The organism is Saccharothrix violaceirubra, assembly GCF_014203755.1.
GTDB lineage: Bacteria > Actinomycetota > Actinomycetes > Mycobacteriales > Pseudonocardiaceae > Actinosynnema > Actinosynnema violaceirubrum.
This window is the reverse complement of the sequence record NZ_JACHJS010000001.1, coordinates 1,425,064-1,441,266: the sequence shown is the minus strand read 5'-3', so window position 1 is coordinate 1,441,266 and position 16,203 is coordinate 1,425,064. Positions and strand designations below refer to the sequence as shown.

General features: G+C 69.9%; 14 protein-coding genes. All 14 read right to left on the bottom strand.

Going from position 1 to position 16,203, the window contains the following annotated elements:
* Nucleotides 1-34: 34 nt before the first annotated feature.
* The 14 genes from ileS to murD all read right to left on the bottom strand — a co-directional run bounded on the left by ileS (nt 35) and on the right by murD (nt 16,200).
* Nucleotides 35-3,142, bottom strand: coding sequence for an isoleucine--tRNA ligase (ileS, locus tag F4559_RS07300; protein WP_184666936.1), 3,108 nt, complete (start codon nt 3,140-3,142; stop codon nt 35-37).
* A gap of 233 nt (nt 3,143-3,375) precedes the next feature.
* Complete coding sequence (locus tag F4559_RS07295; protein ID WP_184666934.1) at nt 3,376-3,798, bottom strand: hypothetical protein; 423 nt, start codon at nt 3,796-3,798, stop codon at nt 3,376-3,378.
* Nucleotides 3,799-3,820: 22 nt separating this feature from the next.
* Nucleotides 3,821-4,636 carry a DivIVA-like cell division protein Wag31 gene (gene wag31, locus F4559_RS07290; RefSeq protein WP_184666932.1) on the bottom strand — a complete coding sequence of 272 codons (816 nt, stop codon included), beginning with the start codon at nt 4,634-4,636 and terminating at the stop codon, nt 3,821-3,823.
* A 45-nt stretch (nt 4,637-4,681) separates the two neighbouring features.
* The gene (locus F4559_RS07285; protein ID WP_184666930.1) at nt 4,682-4,966 is read right to left on the bottom strand and encodes a YggT family protein; all 285 of its coding nucleotides are present in this window, start codon (nt 4,964-4,966) and stop codon (nt 4,682-4,684) included.
* A gap of 20 nt (nt 4,967-4,986) precedes the next feature.
* Nucleotides 4,987-5,601: a cell division protein SepF gene (locus F4559_RS07280; protein WP_184666928.1), complete on the bottom strand. Its 615-nt coding sequence runs from the start codon at nt 5,599-5,601 to the stop codon at nt 4,987-4,989.
* Between the two features lie 68 nt (nt 5,602-5,669).
* Nucleotides 5,670-6,368 carry a YggS family pyridoxal phosphate-dependent enzyme gene (locus tag F4559_RS07275; RefSeq protein WP_184666926.1) on the bottom strand — a complete coding sequence of 233 codons (699 nt, stop codon included), beginning with the start codon at nt 6,366-6,368 and terminating at the stop codon, nt 5,670-5,672.
* Nucleotides 6,365-7,069, bottom strand: coding sequence for a peptidoglycan editing factor PgeF (gene pgeF, locus F4559_RS07270; RefSeq protein WP_184666924.1), 705 nt, complete (start codon nt 7,067-7,069; stop codon nt 6,365-6,367). The genes F4559_RS07275 and pgeF overlap by 4 nt, the downstream gene beginning before the upstream one ends.
* A gap of 223 nt (nt 7,070-7,292) precedes the next feature.
* The gene (gene ftsZ / locus F4559_RS07265) at nt 7,293-8,609 is read right to left on the bottom strand and encodes a cell division protein FtsZ (RefSeq protein ID WP_184666923.1); all 1,317 of its coding nucleotides are present in this window, start codon (nt 8,607-8,609) and stop codon (nt 7,293-7,295) included.
* Between the two features lie 207 nt (nt 8,610-8,816).
* Nucleotides 8,817-9,329, bottom strand: coding sequence for a DinB family protein (locus tag F4559_RS07260; RefSeq protein ID WP_184666921.1), 513 nt, complete (start codon nt 9,327-9,329; stop codon nt 8,817-8,819).
* Between the two features lie 65 nt (nt 9,330-9,394).
* Entirely contained in the window at nt 9,395-10,120 is a 726-nt protein-coding gene (locus F4559_RS07255; RefSeq protein WP_184666919.1) for a cell division protein FtsQ/DivIB, read from the bottom strand.
* Nucleotides 10,117-11,457 (bottom strand): UDP-N-acetylmuramate--L-alanine ligase, encoded by a 1,341-nt coding sequence (murC, locus tag F4559_RS07250; protein ID WP_221447760.1) that lies wholly within the window; start codon nt 11,455-11,457, stop codon nt 10,117-10,119. The genes F4559_RS07255 and murC overlap by 4 nt, the downstream gene beginning before the upstream one ends.
* Nucleotides 11,458-11,501: 44 nt before the next feature.
* Nucleotides 11,502-12,620, bottom strand: a complete 1,119-nt coding sequence (gene murG / locus F4559_RS34310; RefSeq protein WP_221447160.1) for an undecaprenyldiphospho-muramoylpentapeptide beta-N-acetylglucosaminyltransferase — start codon at nt 12,618-12,620, stop codon at nt 11,502-11,504.
* Nucleotides 12,621-13,342: 722 nt separating this feature from the next.
* Nucleotides 13,343-14,782, bottom strand: a complete 1,440-nt coding sequence (gene ftsW, locus F4559_RS07245; protein WP_184666915.1) for a putative lipid II flippase FtsW — start codon at nt 14,780-14,782, stop codon at nt 13,343-13,345.
* 62 nt (nt 14,783-14,844) lie between these two features.
* A complete protein-coding gene (gene murD, locus F4559_RS07240) occupies nt 14,845-16,200 on the bottom strand; it encodes a UDP-N-acetylmuramoyl-L-alanine--D-glutamate ligase (RefSeq protein ID WP_184666914.1) in 1,356 nt (451 codons plus the stop codon).
* Nucleotides 16,201-16,203 lie beyond the last annotated feature (3 nt).

The window sequence follows — 16,203 nt, the reverse complement described above, 5'->3', positions numbered from 1 at the left end:
CGGGCGGGGACCGCGTGTCCCCGCCCGGCACACCTCAACTCTTGGCGACCGACACGGTCACCTTGTGCCCGTCACCGACGGTGCCCTCGGTACCCGACTCGACGACCCCGTACGACACGGTGTCGGACAGCGTCTCGCCCGCGACGACGGATTCGAAACGTCGCACCTGCTCCGCGACGTCGTCCGGCACGCTCAACGTCAACGCGATCCGGTCGGACACGTCGAGCCCGGCGTCCTTACGGGCCTGCTGCACGACACGCACAAGGTCACGCGCCACACCTTCGGCCGCCAACTCCTCGGTGACCACGGTGTCGAGCACGACCAGTCCACCACCACCGGGAAGCGCCGCGGTCGCCGCCGGATCGGTCGCTACCAGGCGCTGCTCGTACTCGGCGGGCAGCAACGCGATCCCGGCGGCGACAACGGCACCGTCCACCTCGGACCACTCCCCCGCCTTCACCGCCTTGATCACCTTCTGCACGTCCGGGCCCAGCCGCGGACCCGCGACCCGCGCGTTGACCGCGAGCTGGAAGTGCCCGTGCGCGTCGACGTCGGTGGTCAGCTCGACCCGCTTGACGTTGACCTCGTCGCGCAGGATCTCCGCGAACGGCTCCAGCGACGTCACCTCGTCGGCCGCGACGACCAACTTCGCCAACGGCAACCGCACCCGCAACCGTGCCGCCTTACGCAACGCCAACGCCGTCGACGCCACCTGGCGCACCCGGTCCATCGCCGCGACCAGCGCGTCGTCGGCAGGCAGGTCGGCGGGCACCGGGTAGTCGGCCAGGTGCACGGACCGTCCACCGGTCAGGCCGCGCCAGACCTCTTCGGTCGTGAACGGCAGCAACGGCGCCGCCGCCCGGCACACGACCTCGAGCACGGTGTGCAGGGTGTCGACCGCGTCCTGGTCACCGGACCAGAACCTGTCACGTGACCGGCGCACGTACCAGTTCGTGAGCACCTCCAGGAACTCACGCACGGACGCGCACGCGCCGGAGACGTCGTACGCCTCGAACTGCGAGGTCACGGACACGACGAGATCGTGTGCCTTGGCCAGCGCGTACCGGTCGAGGACGTGCGTCGAATCGGTACGCCACCGCCCCTCGACACCGTCGGCGTTCGCGTACAGCGCGAGGAAATACCACGAGTTCCACAACGGCAGCACGGCCTGGCGCACGGCGTCACGGATGCCGCGCTCGGTCACCACCAGGTCGCCGCCGCGCAGGATCGGCGACGCCATCAGGAACCAACGCATGGCATCGGACCCGTCCCGCGCGAACACCTCGTTCACGTCCGGGTAGTTGCGCCGCGACTTCGACATCTTCTGCCCGTCGTCGCCCAGCACGATCCCGTGCGCGACACAGTTGCGGAACGCGGGACGGTCGAACAACGCCGTCGCGAGCACGTGCATCGTGTAGAACCAGCCGCGCGTCTGGTTGTTGTACTCGACGATGAAATCGCCCGGGTAGTGGCTCTCGAACCAGTCCGCGTTCTCGAACGGGTAGTGCACCTGCGCGAACGACATGGACCCGGACTCGAACCAGCAGTCGAGCACCTCGGGCACCCGGCGCATGGTCGAGCGCCCCGTCGGGTCGTCGGGGTTGGGCCGGGTCAGCTCGTCGATGCCGGGCCGGTGCAGGTCGGTCGGGCGCACGCCGAAGTCGCGCGCCAACTCGTCAAGCGAGCCGTAGACGTCCACGCGCGGGTACTCCGGGTCGTCCGACACCCACACCGGGATCGGCGAACCCCAGAACCGGTTGCGGCTGATGTTCCAGTCGCGCGCGTTCTCCAGCCACTTGCCGAACTGACCGTCGCGGATGTGCGACGGAACCCAGTCGATCTGCTGGTTCAGTTCGACCATCCGGTCCTTGAACCGCGACACGGCGACGAACCACGACGACACCGCGCGCTGGATCAGCGGGTTGTCGCACCGCCAGCAGTGCGGGTACGGGTGGTCGTAGGTCTCGTGGCGCAGCAGCAGACCGGCTTCGCGCAGGTCGCGGATGATCGCCTTGTTCGCGTCGAAGACGTGCTGACCCTCGTAAGGCGGCGCCTCCGCCGTGAACCGGCCGTGCGGGTCGACCGGGATGACGACCTCGATCCCGGCCGCGTCCGTGACGAGCTTGTCCTCCTCACCGAACGCCGGTGCGATGTGGACGATGCCCGTGCCGTCCTCGGTCGTGACGTAGTCGGCGGGCAGCACCTGGTGCGCGTTCTCGCGTCCGACGAAGAACCCGAACGGCGGCGCGTACCGACGTCCGACCAGGTCGGTGCCCTTGTACCTGGCCACGACCGGCGGTTCCTCGCCCAGTTCGCGCGCATACGCGGCGACCCGCGCCTCGGCGAGCAGGTACCGCTCGCCGTTCGCCTCGACCGCGACGTAGTCCACGTCCGGGTGCACGGCGGCGGCCAGGTTCGACGGCAGCGTCCACGGCGTGGTCGTCCACACCAGGGCGAGTTCGCCGGTCTCCAGCCGCAGCCCCACCGTGACGGCCGGGTCCTGCCGGTCGCGGTAGGTGTCGTCCATCTTGGTCTCGGTGTTGGACAGCGGCGTCTCGCACCGCCAGCAGTACCAGAGCACCCGGAAGCCCTCGTAGACCAGACCCTTGTTCCACAGGGTCTTGAAGGCCCACATGACGCTTTCCATGTAGTCCAGGTCGAGGGTCTTGTAGTCGTTGTCGAAGTCGACCCACCGCGCCTGACGCGTCACGTAGTCACGCCACTCGCCGGTGTAGCGCAACACCGAGGTGCGACAGACGTCGTTGAACTTCTCGATGCCGAACGACTCGATCTCGGACTTCGACGAGAACCCGAGCTGCTTCTCGGCCTCGACCTCGGCGGGCAGGCCGTGGGTGTCCCAGCCGAACCGGCGCTCGACGTGCTTGCCGCGCATGGTCTGGAAGCGCGGGACGACGTCCTTGACGTAGCCGGTCAGCAGGTGACCGTAGTGCGGCAGGCCGTTGGCGAACGGCGGGCCGTCGTAGAAGACGAACTCGTTGGCCCCGGCGTCCCCGACGGGGCGGGCGTCGATGGAGGCCTGGAAGGTCCGGTCGGACTTCCAGAAGTCCAGGACCCGTTCCTCGAGTTCGGGGAAGGACGGCTGGGAGGGAACGGAGTCCCCGCCCGCCTTCGGGTAGGCCATCGTGCTGTGCTCCTCGCGTGTGTCCCGACCGGCTCACGGGGACGACACGCCCGGTCCGGACGCACCGCGGTACCACCCCGCTTGCCGACGCACACGCGACGGCCTCTCGTTGGAGGCTGTGACGGGCCCACCCGTCCGGTTCTACTGGGACTCGCGCCCGTTCTTCCGGAGGCTCCCCGGTGATGGCCGGATCGGTGCCTGTGCGTCACAGCGTAACCCGGAGGGCAAACCGACTATGTCGGACGAGCACGCGCCACCAGCGTCACGTCCGGCGTGCACACGTCGCACGGCGTGAAGCCGAGTTGCCGCGCCTCGGACACGGGCAGCGGCAAGGTCGCGTGGGCACCCACCCACGGACAGGTGTCGAGGTGGTAGCGGGGACGCTCGTCGAGCACCCGCACCTCGTCGTGGAGGCCGGCGACGATCAGCAGGTCGTCGGCGGACGTGTCCTCCTCGCCGGGTTCCTCACCCGGTCCGGTGACCTCGGAACGCGTCGTGCCCGACCGGCGCCGCAACGCACGGTCGAGCACGAGCAGGACGGCGGCCAGGCCGCTCGCCCCCACCGACAGCCAGGCCCAGAGGTCCTGGCCGGTCGTGAACGCGGGGACGAGCAGCCCGAGAGCCGCCAGTACCGAAAGCAGAACGGCGAACAGCACGTCGGACGGTGGTCGGGACCGGTCAGCCGGCCTCGGCACGCGCCCCGAACGAGTAGCCGCCCGGCTGGCGACCGTCGGACGGCGCGGCCGGGCCGCGGTCCTGGAGGTCGCGCAGCGAGGACTCCAGCATGGTCTTCAGACGCGTGCGGTACTCGCGTTCGAAGGTCTGGAGCTTGTCGATCTGCTTCTCGAGCGTGTTCTTCTCCTGGGTGATGTTGCCCATCACCTCGGCGTGCTTGCGCTGCGCGTCACGGTCGAGCGCACTGGCCTTCTCACGGGCCTGGCGCTCCAGCGTGTCGGCACGCGTCCGCGCGTCGTTGAGCATGGTCTCCGCGCGCGTACGCGCCTCGTTGACCATCGTGTCCGCCTTGGCACGGGCCTCGGAGAGGAGCTGCTCGGACTTCGTCCGGGCCTCCGAGAGCATGCCGTCGGCTTCGGCCTTGGCCTCGCCGGTGAGCCGGTCCGCCATCTCCTGGGCCAGACCCAGGACCTTGGCGGCCTGCACGTGGTGGTCGCCGCCACCGCCGGGCGAGGTCTGCTCCAACGCGGAAGGAGGCGGGACGGGGGCCAGGCGGCGCGGCTCGTCGACGACGCGACCGGCGCCGACGCCGGCGGCGACCTTGGCACGGGCGTCCTCGAGGTCGGCACGCGCGGTCTCGACCTGCTGGTCGAGCTGCTCGACCTGCTGGCGCAGGTCGTTGTTCTCCTCGATCAGGCGGGCCAGTTCGCCCTCAACCAGGTCGAGGAACGCGTCCACCTCGTCCTCGTTGTAGCCCCGCTTGCCAATCGGCGGCTTGCTGAACGCGACGTTGTGCACGTCCGCGGGGGTCAACGGCATCAGATCACCTCACGCACTCCTGGGCTGTGGACATCCCTGGTCCCCTCACCTGGGATCGGCTACTCCCATGAGGATGAGAGTGGCCATGAACAGCACAATAATGGACAGGTCCAGTCCGACGGCCCCGATCCTCACGGTCGGGATGACCCGGCGGAGCAGGAGGACCGGGGGATCGGTCACGGTGTAGACGGCTTCCAGGGCGGCTGCCATGCCGCCCGCCGGGTGCCAGTCCCGGGAGAACCCTCGGACCAGCTCGACCACCACGCGGGCCGTGAGCAGCAGCCAGAACGCGAACAGCAGGTAGTAGACCACAAGCAACAGGGCATCCACGACGTCAACTGTGCCATCACTCACGAGGGGTTGAGGAACCCGCCCTCCGCGAGTCGTCGTCGGTCCTCCGCCGTCACGTCGATGTTCGGCGGTGAGAGGAGGAACACCTTGTTGGTCACCTTGTCGATCGACCCCCGCAGCGCGAACGCGAGTCCGGCCGCGAAGTCGACGAGCCGCTTCGCGTCCGCGTCGTTCAGGTCGGTGAGGTTGATGATCACCGGCGTGCCGTCGCGGTAGTGCTCGCCGATGGTCCGCGCCTCGTTGTAGCTGCGCGGGTTCAGCGTGGTGATGCGACCGGTCAGGCTCTTGGCCGCGGGCTCGGGCACCGGACGGGTCCGGGGCGCGGGCTCGCGCTGGGGCTCGACCGCGAGCGCGCCGTGCACCGGCGGCTCCACGCTCCACGCCCGGCGGGACCGGGCGCGCGCGTCGGGCTCGTAGTCGTCGGAGTCGTCGAGCTCGGCGCGGTAGCCGGACGGCCGACGACGCGGTGCCCGCTCGGGGTACTCGTAGTCGTCGCCGTCGGCGTAGTCGGACCGGTAGCGGCTCGGCCGCTCGTCCTCGTAGGCACCGGGGTCGTCGGCGTACTCGGCGGGAACCATCCCGAAGTAAGCCTTCAGCTTGTGAAACCCGCTCATCTCCGAGCCCTTCCTCCGCCGAACCCCACCCGCAAGGACGTCGCGGTCGTCCCAGAGGTTCCGAACAGTTACGGCGAGGCTAGTCTCCGGCTGCCCAGCAACGCTGTTCCGACACGCACGCACGTAGAACCGTGTGCGATGGCATCTTCCAGGTCACCGCTCATCCCCGCCGAGATCACGGTGGCATCGGGATGATCGTCCCGCAAGCGGGTTACCGCCTGTTCAAGAGCCGCAAACGCCTGTCCTGGATGCGTTCCGAGGGGTGCGACGGTCATCACACCGCGCAGGACAAGTTCATCCGTCCGAGCGACATGCGCGGCCAACTCCGCCAACCCGTCGAACGGCACGCCGCCGCGTTTCGGGTCGCCGTCCACGCTGACCTGGATCAACACCTCCAGCGGCGCGGTCGCGGCCCTGGCCAGCGCGTCCGCCAGACGCGTCGAGTCCACCGAGTCGACCCGGTGCGCCCAGCCGACGACGGACCGGGCCTTGTTGCGCTGGACCGACCCGACCATGTGCCAGCGGACGTCGGCGTCGGGACGCGCCTCGGCCAGTTCACGGGACTTCGGGCCTGCCTCCTGGTCGCGGTTCTCGGCGAAGCGGGAGAGCCCGAGATCACACAGCAGGGCCACGTCGGACGCGGGGAACGTCTTCGTCACCGCAAGCAGTTCGACCCCTGCCGGGTCGCGTTCGGCGGACGCGCACGCCTTGTCGATGCGTTCGCGGACCTCGGCCAGGTTCGCGGCCAACTCCTCGACCCGGTTCACGCGTCCACCCAGACGACGCCGGCGAAGCGCCCGGTACCGGGATCGCGTCGATGGCTGAACAGCGTGCGTTCCTCGACGGTGCACCTCGGGTCGACGCCGACGCGGGTCACCCCGGAATCGGCGAGCTGCTGCCAGATGCCCGCGCGCAGGTCGAGCGCCGGCTTCCCGGCCCGGGTCTTGGCCGCACTGCCGGGCAGGTGCTTGTCGACGTCGGCACGCATGTCGAAGGGCACCTCGTAACACGCGCCGCAGACCGCGGGCCCCAACAGCACCTCGATCCGTTCACGTACCGCGCCGAGTCCCTCCATCGCGTCGAGCGCGGCGGTGACGACGCCGACCCGTGCGCCGACCCGGCCGGCGTGCACCGCACCGACCACTCCCGCGACCGGGTCGCCGAGCAGGACGGGGACGCAATCGGCGACCAGGACGACCAGACCAAGCCCGACCTGATCGGTGACCAGCGCGTCGGTCGCCTCCACCGCGCGGGCGCGTGGACCGTCGACGACACCGACCGTGCGTCCGTGCACCTGTTCCATCCACACGAGCCGGTCGGGCGCGAGTCCGATCCCCTCGGCCAGTCGCCGGCGGTTGGCCGCGACGGCGTCGGTGTCGTCACCGACGTGGTCGCCGAGGTTGAACGTGTCGAAGGGGGGACGCGAGGCCCCACCTTCCCTGGTGGTCACCACACGACGGATCTGCACGTGGACAGCCTGCCACGCACCGCGGCACGACCCCGTCGCCGGAGTGGACACGGCACGGGTACCGAAACGCGTTCGTCGCACCCCCCGTGTACACAAACGCGTTTGTGTACACGGCAGCGCGACAGAAACAGACACACGACCACACACGGTCCCGGCCACGTGGATCGCTCCCCGAGCGCACGACCGTGCCGCGCCACCGCGCACGGACGTGCGCGGTGGGCGGTCAGCGACGCATGAACGGCGGAACGTCGACCTCGTCGTCCGGATCGTCGGTCACGGGCACCGCACGGCTGGGCAACGTGCCCGAGGTCGGCAACGACGTGGGCAGCGTCCGGTGCACCGGCTGGGGTACCGACTGCGGCACCGTGGACGACGTGCCGTACCCGCCGTTGCCCTGGGCGTGCTGCGGCTGGTGCTGCGGTTGCGCCGGCTGGGAGTGCTGCGGCTGCGGCGGGACGATCGGACGCTGCGGCACCGCCTGCTCGACCGGCGGTGCCGGGTTCGGGTTGACGTGACCCGCCTGCCCGGACACCATCGGTGTCCCCCGGGGCGGCGACGACAGCGCCTGGGGTTCGAGCTTCTTGTGCGTCGGTCCGCCGCTGTCGAACCCCGCCGCGATGACCGTGACCCGGACCTCGTCGCCGAGCGAGTCGTCGATCACCGTACCGAAGATGATGTTGGCGTCCGGGTGCGCGGCCTCCTGCACCAGCGACGCCGACTCGTTGATCTCGAACAGGCCGAGGTCCGACCCGCCCGCGATCGACAGCAGCACGCCGTGCGCACCCTCCATGGACGCCTCCAGCAGCGGCGAGTTGATCGCCTTCTGGGCGGCTTGCACGGCCCGTCCCTCACCGCGCGCCGAACCGATGCCCATCAACGCCGAACCGGCGCCGGACATGACCGACTTGACATCGGCGAAGTCCAGGTTGATCAGACCGGGCGTGGTGATCAGGTCGGTGATGCCCTGGACACCGGACAGCAGCACCTCGTCCGCCGAGCGGAAGGCGTCCATCAACGAGACGCCGATGTCGCCGAGCTGGAGCAGCCGGTCGTTGGGGATGACGATGAGCGTGTCGCACTCGTTGCGCAGCGCCTGGATGCCCTCTTCGGCCTGCTTGGCCCGGCGCTTGCCCTCGAACGAGAACGGCCTGGTGACCACACCGATGGTCAGCGCGCCGAGCTTGCGCGCGATCGACGCGACGACCGGCGCGCCGCCGGTACCCGTGCCGCCGCCCTCGCCCGCCGTCACGAAGACCATGTCGGCCCCCTTGAGGACCTCCTCGATCTCCTCGCGGTGGTCCTCCGCGGCCTTGTGGCCGACCTCGGGGTTCGCGCCCGCGCCCAGGCCGCGGGTCAGTTCACGGCCGATGTCGAGCTTCACGTCGGCGTCGGACATCAGCAACGCCTGCGCGTCGGTGTTCACCGCGATGAACTCGACGCCCTTGAGCCCGACCTCGATCATCCGGTTGACGGCGTTCACGCCGCCGCCGCCGATGCCGACGACCTTTATCACCGCGAGGTAGTTGTGCGGGGGCGTCATCGGGCCGCCTTCCTGATCGTGTCCGTGCTGGTGCTGGAGTGGATGACCACCGGTGTCACAGCCCGGACGGATCTCCACCCGGATTGAAACCCTTCACCAGAGGTGCAGAGTTATGTCAACCCCGTATGTTCCTGCTGGACGTTATGCATCGGGAATGCCTTGGTCCAGCAGCCACGCCGTGTCTTGTCCCGACCGGGTGAGCGAGGTCTACTCGCCGGTCGTCCCGTCGAGCAGTTCGCGCACCGCGTCCAGGTGTCCCGCGTGCCGACCCGTCTCCTCGATCATGTGGATCAACACCCAGCGCACGGAAAGCCGTCGGTCGCCGCGGAACGGGACCTCGTGGTCGAGTTCCACTCCGTCGACGTACGAACGACTGGCCGTGCACTCCGCAGCGTAGTCGGCGAGCAAACCGGAGATCGTCTCGCCCGGCTCGACCCTCCAGTCGGCGTCCGGGTCTTCGCGCGTATACGGCGCGCTGCTTGGTTCCCCGGCCAGGGCCACCCGAAACCAGTAGTTCTCCACCCAGCGCAGGTGCTTCACGATCCCGGCCGCCGTGGTCAGCGGTGACGGCAGCACGACGCGCCGCGCATCCTCTTCGGACAGGCCCGCGCACTTGAGCGCGATCGTGCCGCGCAGGTAGTCCAGAAAGGCGCTGAGCAGCTCTTTTTCCGAGCCGGTGAACGGTACCTCGACCCGGTCGTCGATCACTTCTGAAGTCATGGCGGCAGTATGTCCGCGCGCTGGGACGAACACGATCGGATTAACCCACCGGTACGCGCTGTGAATCACGACACGGTCGGCAGTTCGGGGCTTGTCACGTCGAACACCGAGCCCTTCCTGGTCAGCAGGACCAGGAGCACGTCGGCTTTGCGCGGTGTGTCGTCGACCGTGCCCCACCTGGCCTCGCGCCCTTCGGTGAGGTGGAGTGTCACGTCGGCGGGCGTGGTCGCCGACACGGTCTGCACGAGGGTCCGCACCGAGTCGGGCAACCGGATGAGCACTCCGACGGCCGCGACGAGTGCGCGGTCGTCACCGCCGAGCTTCAACTCGGGCAGTCCGATCGGCGCCTGCGCGACCGTGGCGTAGTCCTTGCCGGTCTCGTCGACGAGATGCACCCCGTCAGTCGCCTTGATCACACCGACGGGATCGCGCTCGTCCACGGTGAGACGCACGGTGCCGGGAAGCTCGCGTTCCACCGTGACACCACCGACGCGCGGCAACGCGCGCACCCGGCTCGCGATGCCTTCGACGTCGAGCCTGACCAGCGGCGAGCCGTCCGCTACCGCGGCGGCGGCGCGCACTTCGTCGGCATTCATCTCGCGCAGACCGTCGACCGCGACCTCGCGCACACCGAACGTGGGGGTGAACCAGACGACGACCACCACCCCGATGACGGTGAGCGCGGTCAGCAGTGCGACCGCGCGACGGCGCAACGCGGTGGCCCGCGTGGGCAGCCCACCGGACGGACGCCGTCGCGCCGCGGTGCGACGGCGTGCCGTCCGGTCGCTCATGCCAGCGCGTCCACGATCTCCGGGCCCAGGATCGTCACGTCGCCCGCTCCCATCGTCACGACCAGGTCGCCGTCCGCCACCAGCCCCGCGACCAGCGCGGGAACCCGGTCGAACGACGGCTCGTAGTGCACGAACCCGTCGTCGAGCGGCACCGCGCCCGCGACGAGCGCGCCGGTCACACCGGGTTCGGGGTCTTCGCGCGCGCCGTACACGTCGAGCACCACGACCTGGTCCGCGAGCCCGAGCGCGGCACCGAACTCGGCGGCGAACAGGCGCGTCCGCGAGTACAGGTGCGGTTGGAAGACGACGACGAGCTTGCCGTCGCCCGCGACCGGACGCGCGGCGGCGAGCTGGGCCGAGACCTCGGTGGGGTGGTGTGCGTAGTCGTCGTACACGCGCACGCCGCCGGCACGACCCTTGAACTCGAACCGGCGCCGGACGCCGCCGAACGCGGCGAGTCCTTCCAACACGCCGGCGCGGTCGGCGCCGAGTTCGAGCGCGGCGATCAGCGCGGCGATCGCGTTCGCGGCCATGTGCTCGCCGGGTACCGCGACACGCACGTCCACAGTCTCGCCGTCGATGTAGACGACCGCGAGTCCGCCACCGTCGGCGGGCTTGTAGTCGACCAGTGTCGCGGCGCCGGGTCCCGTGGCGGCGCGGCCGTACGTGCGGACACGCAAACCGCGTTGCGTCGCACGGTCGGCGAGCGCGGCGGCTCCCGGGTCGTCGACGCACGCGATGAGCACGCCCTGCGGGTCGATGCGCTCGAGGAACGAGTCGAACACCGCGATGTACGCCTCGACCGTGCCGTGGTGGTCGAGGTGGTCGGCCTCGACGTTGGTGACCACGGCGACGGTCGGCGAGAAGAAGAGGAACGAGCCGTCGCTCTCGTCGGCCTCGGCGACGAACACGCCACCGGTCCCCTGGTGCGCGTTGGCACCGGACTCGTTGAGGTCGCCACCGATGGCGAACGACGGGTCGAGTCGGCAGTGCTGCAACGCGACCGTGAGCATGGACGTGGTCGACGTCTTGCCGTGCGTACCGGCCACACACGCGACCCGGTGGTCGAGCATGAGCGCGGCGAGCGCCTCGGCGCGACGGAGCACGACCACGTCACGAGCGCGGGCGGCGACCAGCTCGGGGTTGTCGTCGCGGATCGCCGTGGACACCACGATCGCGGTCGGTCCGCCGTCGAACTGGTCAAGGTTGGCCGCGGCGTGCCCGACCGCGATGGCCGCGCCCTGCGCGCGCAACGCGAGCACCGTGCGCGAGTCCTTGGCGTCGGAACCCGACACACGCGCACCACGCGCGAGCAGGATGCGCGCGATGCCACTCATGCCGGCACCGCCGATGCCGACCAGGTGCACCCGGTCGAGGACGCTCACTTCCCGATCACCTCGAGCACGATGCGGGCGAGCACCTCGTCGGCCTCGCGGTGCCCACTGCCCAGCGTCGCGGCGGTCATCGCGGCGAGCCGGGCACGGTCGGCGACCAGCGGCACCACGTTGTCCGCGACCCACTGCGGGGTGAGTTCCTCGTCGGGCACGAGCAGCCCGCCCCCTGCCGCGACCACCGGGCGGGCGTTGAGTGCCTGCTCGCCGTTGCCGTGCGGAAGCGGGACGAACACGGCGGGCAGGCCGACGGCCGACACCTCGGCCACGGTCATGGCGCCGGACCGGCACAGCACCGCGTCCGCGGCGGCGTACGCGAGGTCCATGCGTTCCAGGTAGGGCACCGGGACGTACGGCGCCGCGCCCGGCACGGCCTGGACCGCGACGGTGTGCTTGGGCCCGTGGGCGTGCAGCACGCCGATGCCCGCGCGGGCGAACGCGGGTGCCGCACCGGATACCGCGTTGTTGATGGATCGGGCGCCTTGCGAGCCGCCGAACACCAGCAGCGTGGGCGCGGTCGGGTGCAGGCCGAAGTGCGCACGGGCCTGGGCGCGGAGTGCGGCGCGGTCGAGGGTGGTGATCGAGTGGCGCAGCGGGATGCCGATGACCTCGGCGTCGGACAGTCCCGAGTCGGGGACGGCGGCGACGACGCGTTCGGCGAACTTGGCACCGACCTTGTTCGCCAGGCCGGTCTTCGCGTTGGCCTCGTGCACGACGATCGGCACGCGACCGCGTGCGGCGAGGTAGGCGGGGAGGGAAACATAGCCGCCGAAGCCGACCACGATGTCCGCGCCGACCCGCTCCAGGATCTCACGGGTGCGCTTGACCGATTCGCGGACCTTGAGCGGCAGCTTCAGCAGCTCGGGACTTGGCTTGCGCGGCATGGGGACCGGCGGGATGAGTTCGAGGGGGTAACCGCGCGCGGGCACAAGCTTGTTCTCCAGGCCCCGTTCGGTGCCGAGCGCGACGACGCGCGCGTCGGGACGCAGCCGCTTGACCGCGTCCGCCAAGGCCAGTGCCGGCTCGATGTGCCCGGCGGTGCCGCCACCGGCGACCACCACGCACGGACCGTTGTGGGCAAGCCGATCGCCGGACAGGGTGACCTCCAAAGTTGGGGTGTGCGTCGATGCGACGCCGCGAGCCTAGCAACGCCACCCGTGGACACCGACGCAACCACGACCAATCCGCCGTCACCGAAACCGATCCCCGACACCCTGACCGTCACGCGACCCGATCGCGTACCGGTGGGCGCGACATCACCCCGTCCCCGTCCCACGCACACAGCCCGCACCGCGTCACTTCACCCGCGCACAGCAAAGTCGTCCACAACAACACCCGCTCCCACCACCTAAAGCGGACCAGTAGTCCATTTCTCTCGGTCATACGGCTCCGACCCACCGGATGTCCATCACTGAAACCACGAAGGCCCCACCGCCCCCGACCGGACCGGCAGTCCGGTTCACCAGACACGAGCTTTCACGCATCCCCGGACGCAGAGTGGTACCCACCTCGCACCTGCGACCAGACGTCGACCACCGACCCGACACGGCCTCCGGAGTGGCACACGACGCGACCACGTCACACCCACACCCGACAATCGCCCGACATCGAAGCCCGGACCATTGACCCGCTCAATCCGCGTCGCGTGGGCACACAACTCGTCCAATCGACTGCCCATGACCGCTAACGGACCGCCGGTCCGCTACCGACGGGGACCGGATCGCCGTGCAACGCACGGTTCCGATCCGCACGACCCGCGTCGGTGACCGATTTCGTGACAAACGGACGTGAACGTCACGCGATCGTCTACCGGTCGCGGCACAGGAACCGTTCAGCGACGACCGTCGCGTCCGGTTCTCCGGCCTGTGGTCGGTGGCGTGCGACGTGTCTCGCGGCGCCGGTAGTCCGACGGAGGCGCCGAACGACCGGCGACCCGACGTTCGTCCGGTGGCGGTGGCGTGGCCGCACGTCGACTTCGCGGTGGAGGTGTCGGCCGGACGGCCTTGCGTTTGGGTGGCGGTTTGTACGCCTCCGGCGGAGGTAGTCGCAGGATTCCGCCCACGCGGCCAGGACCTATCGAACGCAGCGCGGCCACCGCATCGGGTTCGTGGCGGGCACAGCTGGCGAGGATGCCGAACACGATCATGGTGGTGACGATCGACGTGCCACCGGACGAGATCATCGGCAGGGTGATGCCGGTGACCGGCAACAGCAGCACGACGTAACCGATGTTGATCGCGGCCTGCGCCACCAGCCACACGGTGAGCGTCGCCGCGACCATGCGAATCCACGGGTCGGTGTTGCGTGCGGCGATCCGCAGCCCGACCAACGCGAGCAACCCGAACAGGCCGAGCACCAACATGCCGCCGATGAAACCGAGTTCCTCCCCGATCACCGCGAAGATGAAATCGCTGTGCACGTTGGGCAGGTATCGCCACTTCGAACTGCCGTTGGTGAGTCCCTTGCCCAGAAATCCACCTTCGGCCAAGGCGAAGAGCGCCTGCCGGGCCTGCATGCCCGCGCCGGTCGGATCGGCTTCCGGATTGAGGTAGGAGGCGACGCGCTTGAGCCGGTACGGCGACCCGATCGCCAACACGACCGCCGCCGACACCGCCGCTGTCGCGAGAACACCGAACACCCGCATCGGAGCGCTGACGAACCACAGCAGGCTGATCAGCACGATGCCGAGCGTGATCGTGCCACCGAGGTCGGGCTGGAGCATCACCAGCGTGAACACCACGAGAGCGACCGGGACGACGGGCACGAGCAGGTGCCGGTATTGGTCGAGCAGAGCGCGCTTGGTGACGAGTACGTGCGCGCCCCACAGGGCGAGCGCGAGTTTCGCGGCCTCGATCGGCTGGAAGGACACCGGCCCGACCGTGAACCACGACTGCGCACCGCCTGCGACCGTGCCGAGCGGCGTAAGCACGAGTCCGAGCAGTACAACGCAGACGAGCATCGCCATCATGCTGTAGTTGCGGATGCGCCTGAGCGGGATGCGCAACACGATCAGGAACATCACCGCGCCGACGCCCACGTACAGCAACTGCTTCTGGAACACCGAGTACGCGGAGGCGCCATCGGCGACCTCCCCGGGCGCGGACGCGGACAGCACCATGATCAGCCCGAGCACGGTGAGCACACCGAACACGGCGAGCAGCAGGTGGAAGTCGGCGAGCGGGCGGCCCAGCCACGCCGTCAACGAGCCGCGCACACCGACTGCTTTGGCCGCGCGTCGTCGTGGCCGTGGCGGCTCGGTCTCCGTCGTCATGGGCTCATCGTCTCCCGCACCGGTGCGGGAGACGCGAACATCCCCCGCGTGTCGCGTCCCGGCTACGACTCGACCAGTGTCTCGACCGCTTCCGCGAACGCACGGCCGCGGTGCGCATAGTCACGGAACATGTCCATGGACGCGGCTGCCGGCGCCAACACGACGACGTCCCCGGCCTGCGACAAAGTTCGCGCCGTGTGCACGGCATCGCACATGGTCGCGTCATCGAGCACGTGGACCGGTACATGAGGCGCGTACGCGCGCACGGCCGCGGCGATGATCTCGCGATCGGCACCGATGAGCACGACACCACGCAGCCGATGCGCTTCGGCGCGCACGAGATCGTCGACGGAAGCGCCTTTGAGCAGGCCGCCCGCGATCCACACGACGTGGTCGTGGGACCGCAGCGACGCACCGGCCGCGTGCGGGTTGGTCGCCTTGGAGTCGTTCACATACCGCACGCCGTCGACTTCCGCGACCACCACCGCGCGGTGTTCGCCGGGCCGGAACGCACGCAACCCGTCACGTACCGCCTCCGGCGACACACCGTGGGCGCGTGCCAGTGCCGCGGCGGCGAGCGCGTCGGCGACACCGGGCGGACCGACGGGCCGGATCTCTTCGACGGCCACAAGCACGGTGTCGGGTCCGAACGCACGGTCGACGACCATGCCGTCCACGACGCCGAGCTGCCCTTCGTCGGGCGTGCCGAGCGTGAACCCGACGTGCGCACGTGCCGGTGCGTCGGCGAGCAACGCGGACACGAGCGGGTCGTCGGCGTTGGCCACGCCCACGTCACCGGTGAGCACCCGCGCTTTCGCCTGGGCATAGGCGTCCATGGAGCCGTGCCAGTCGAGGTGGTCCTCGGCGAGGTTGAGGATGACACCGGCGAGCGGCCGGACGGACGGCGACCAGTACAGCTGGAAGCTGGACAGTTCGACGGCCAGGACGCGTCGGCCCGCGAGCAACGCGTCGACGACGGGCAGTCCGACGTTGCCGCACGCGACCGCGTCGATCCCGGCGGCACGCAGGATGGATTCGAGCATGCCCACGGTCGTGGTCTTGCCGTTGGTACCGGTGACCGCGAGCCAGGTCGGCGGATCCGCCAGTTCGCGCGCCATCCGCCACGCGAGTTCGACCTCGCCGATCACCTCGGTACCGGCTGCCGCGGCGGCGGCCAGCAGCGGGTTGTCGGGACGCCAGCCGGGGCTGGTGACGACCAGGTCGATGTCCACCGGGGGGGCATCCGCGGCGGCGAGCAGCGTCACGCCCGGCACGTGCGCGCCGAGTTCGGCGAGCCGTTCCGGCGAACGATCGGTGACCGTGACGGTCGCGCCCGCGGCGAGCAGGGCGTCGGCGGTCGAGCGACCGGTGACACCCGCGCCCGCGACAAGGACGTGGCGTCCCGAGAGGTATCCCATGCG

What these genes read in the sequence shown, in the direction of transcription:
- murC (WP_221447760.1), bottom strand. Translation starts at nt 11,457, where the DNA reads ATGAGTGGCATCGCGCGCATCCTGCTCGCGCGTGGTGCGCGTGTGTCG.
- F4559_RS07280 (WP_184666928.1), bottom strand. Translation starts at nt 5,601, where the DNA reads ATGAGCGGGTTTCACAAGCTGAAGGCTTACTTCGGGATGGTTCCCGCC.
- F4559_RS07260 (WP_184666921.1), bottom strand. Translation starts at nt 9,329, where the DNA reads ATGACTTCAGAAGTGATCGACGACCGGGTCGAGGTACCGTTCACCGGC.
- ftsW (WP_184666915.1), bottom strand. Translation starts at nt 14,782, where the DNA reads ATGACGACGGAGACCGAGCCGCCACGGCCACGACGACGCGCGGCCAAA.
- wag31 (WP_184666932.1), bottom strand. Translation starts at nt 4,636, where the DNA reads ATGCCGTTGACCCCCGCGGACGTGCACAACGTCGCGTTCAGCAAGCCG.
- ftsZ (WP_184666923.1), bottom strand. Translation starts at nt 8,609, where the DNA reads ATGACGCCCCCGCACAACTACCTCGCGGTGATAAAGGTCGTCGGCATC.
- murD (WP_184666914.1), bottom strand. Translation starts at nt 16,200, where the DNA reads ATGGGATACCTCTCGGGACGCCACGTCCTTGTCGCGGGCGCGGGTGTC.
- ileS (WP_184666936.1), bottom strand. Translation starts at nt 3,142, where the DNA reads ATGGCCTACCCGAAGGCGGGCGGGGACTCCGTTCCCTCCCAGCCGTCC.
- F4559_RS07255 (WP_184666919.1), bottom strand. Translation starts at nt 10,120, where the DNA reads ATGAGCGACCGGACGGCACGCCGTCGCACCGCGGCGCGACGGCGTCCG.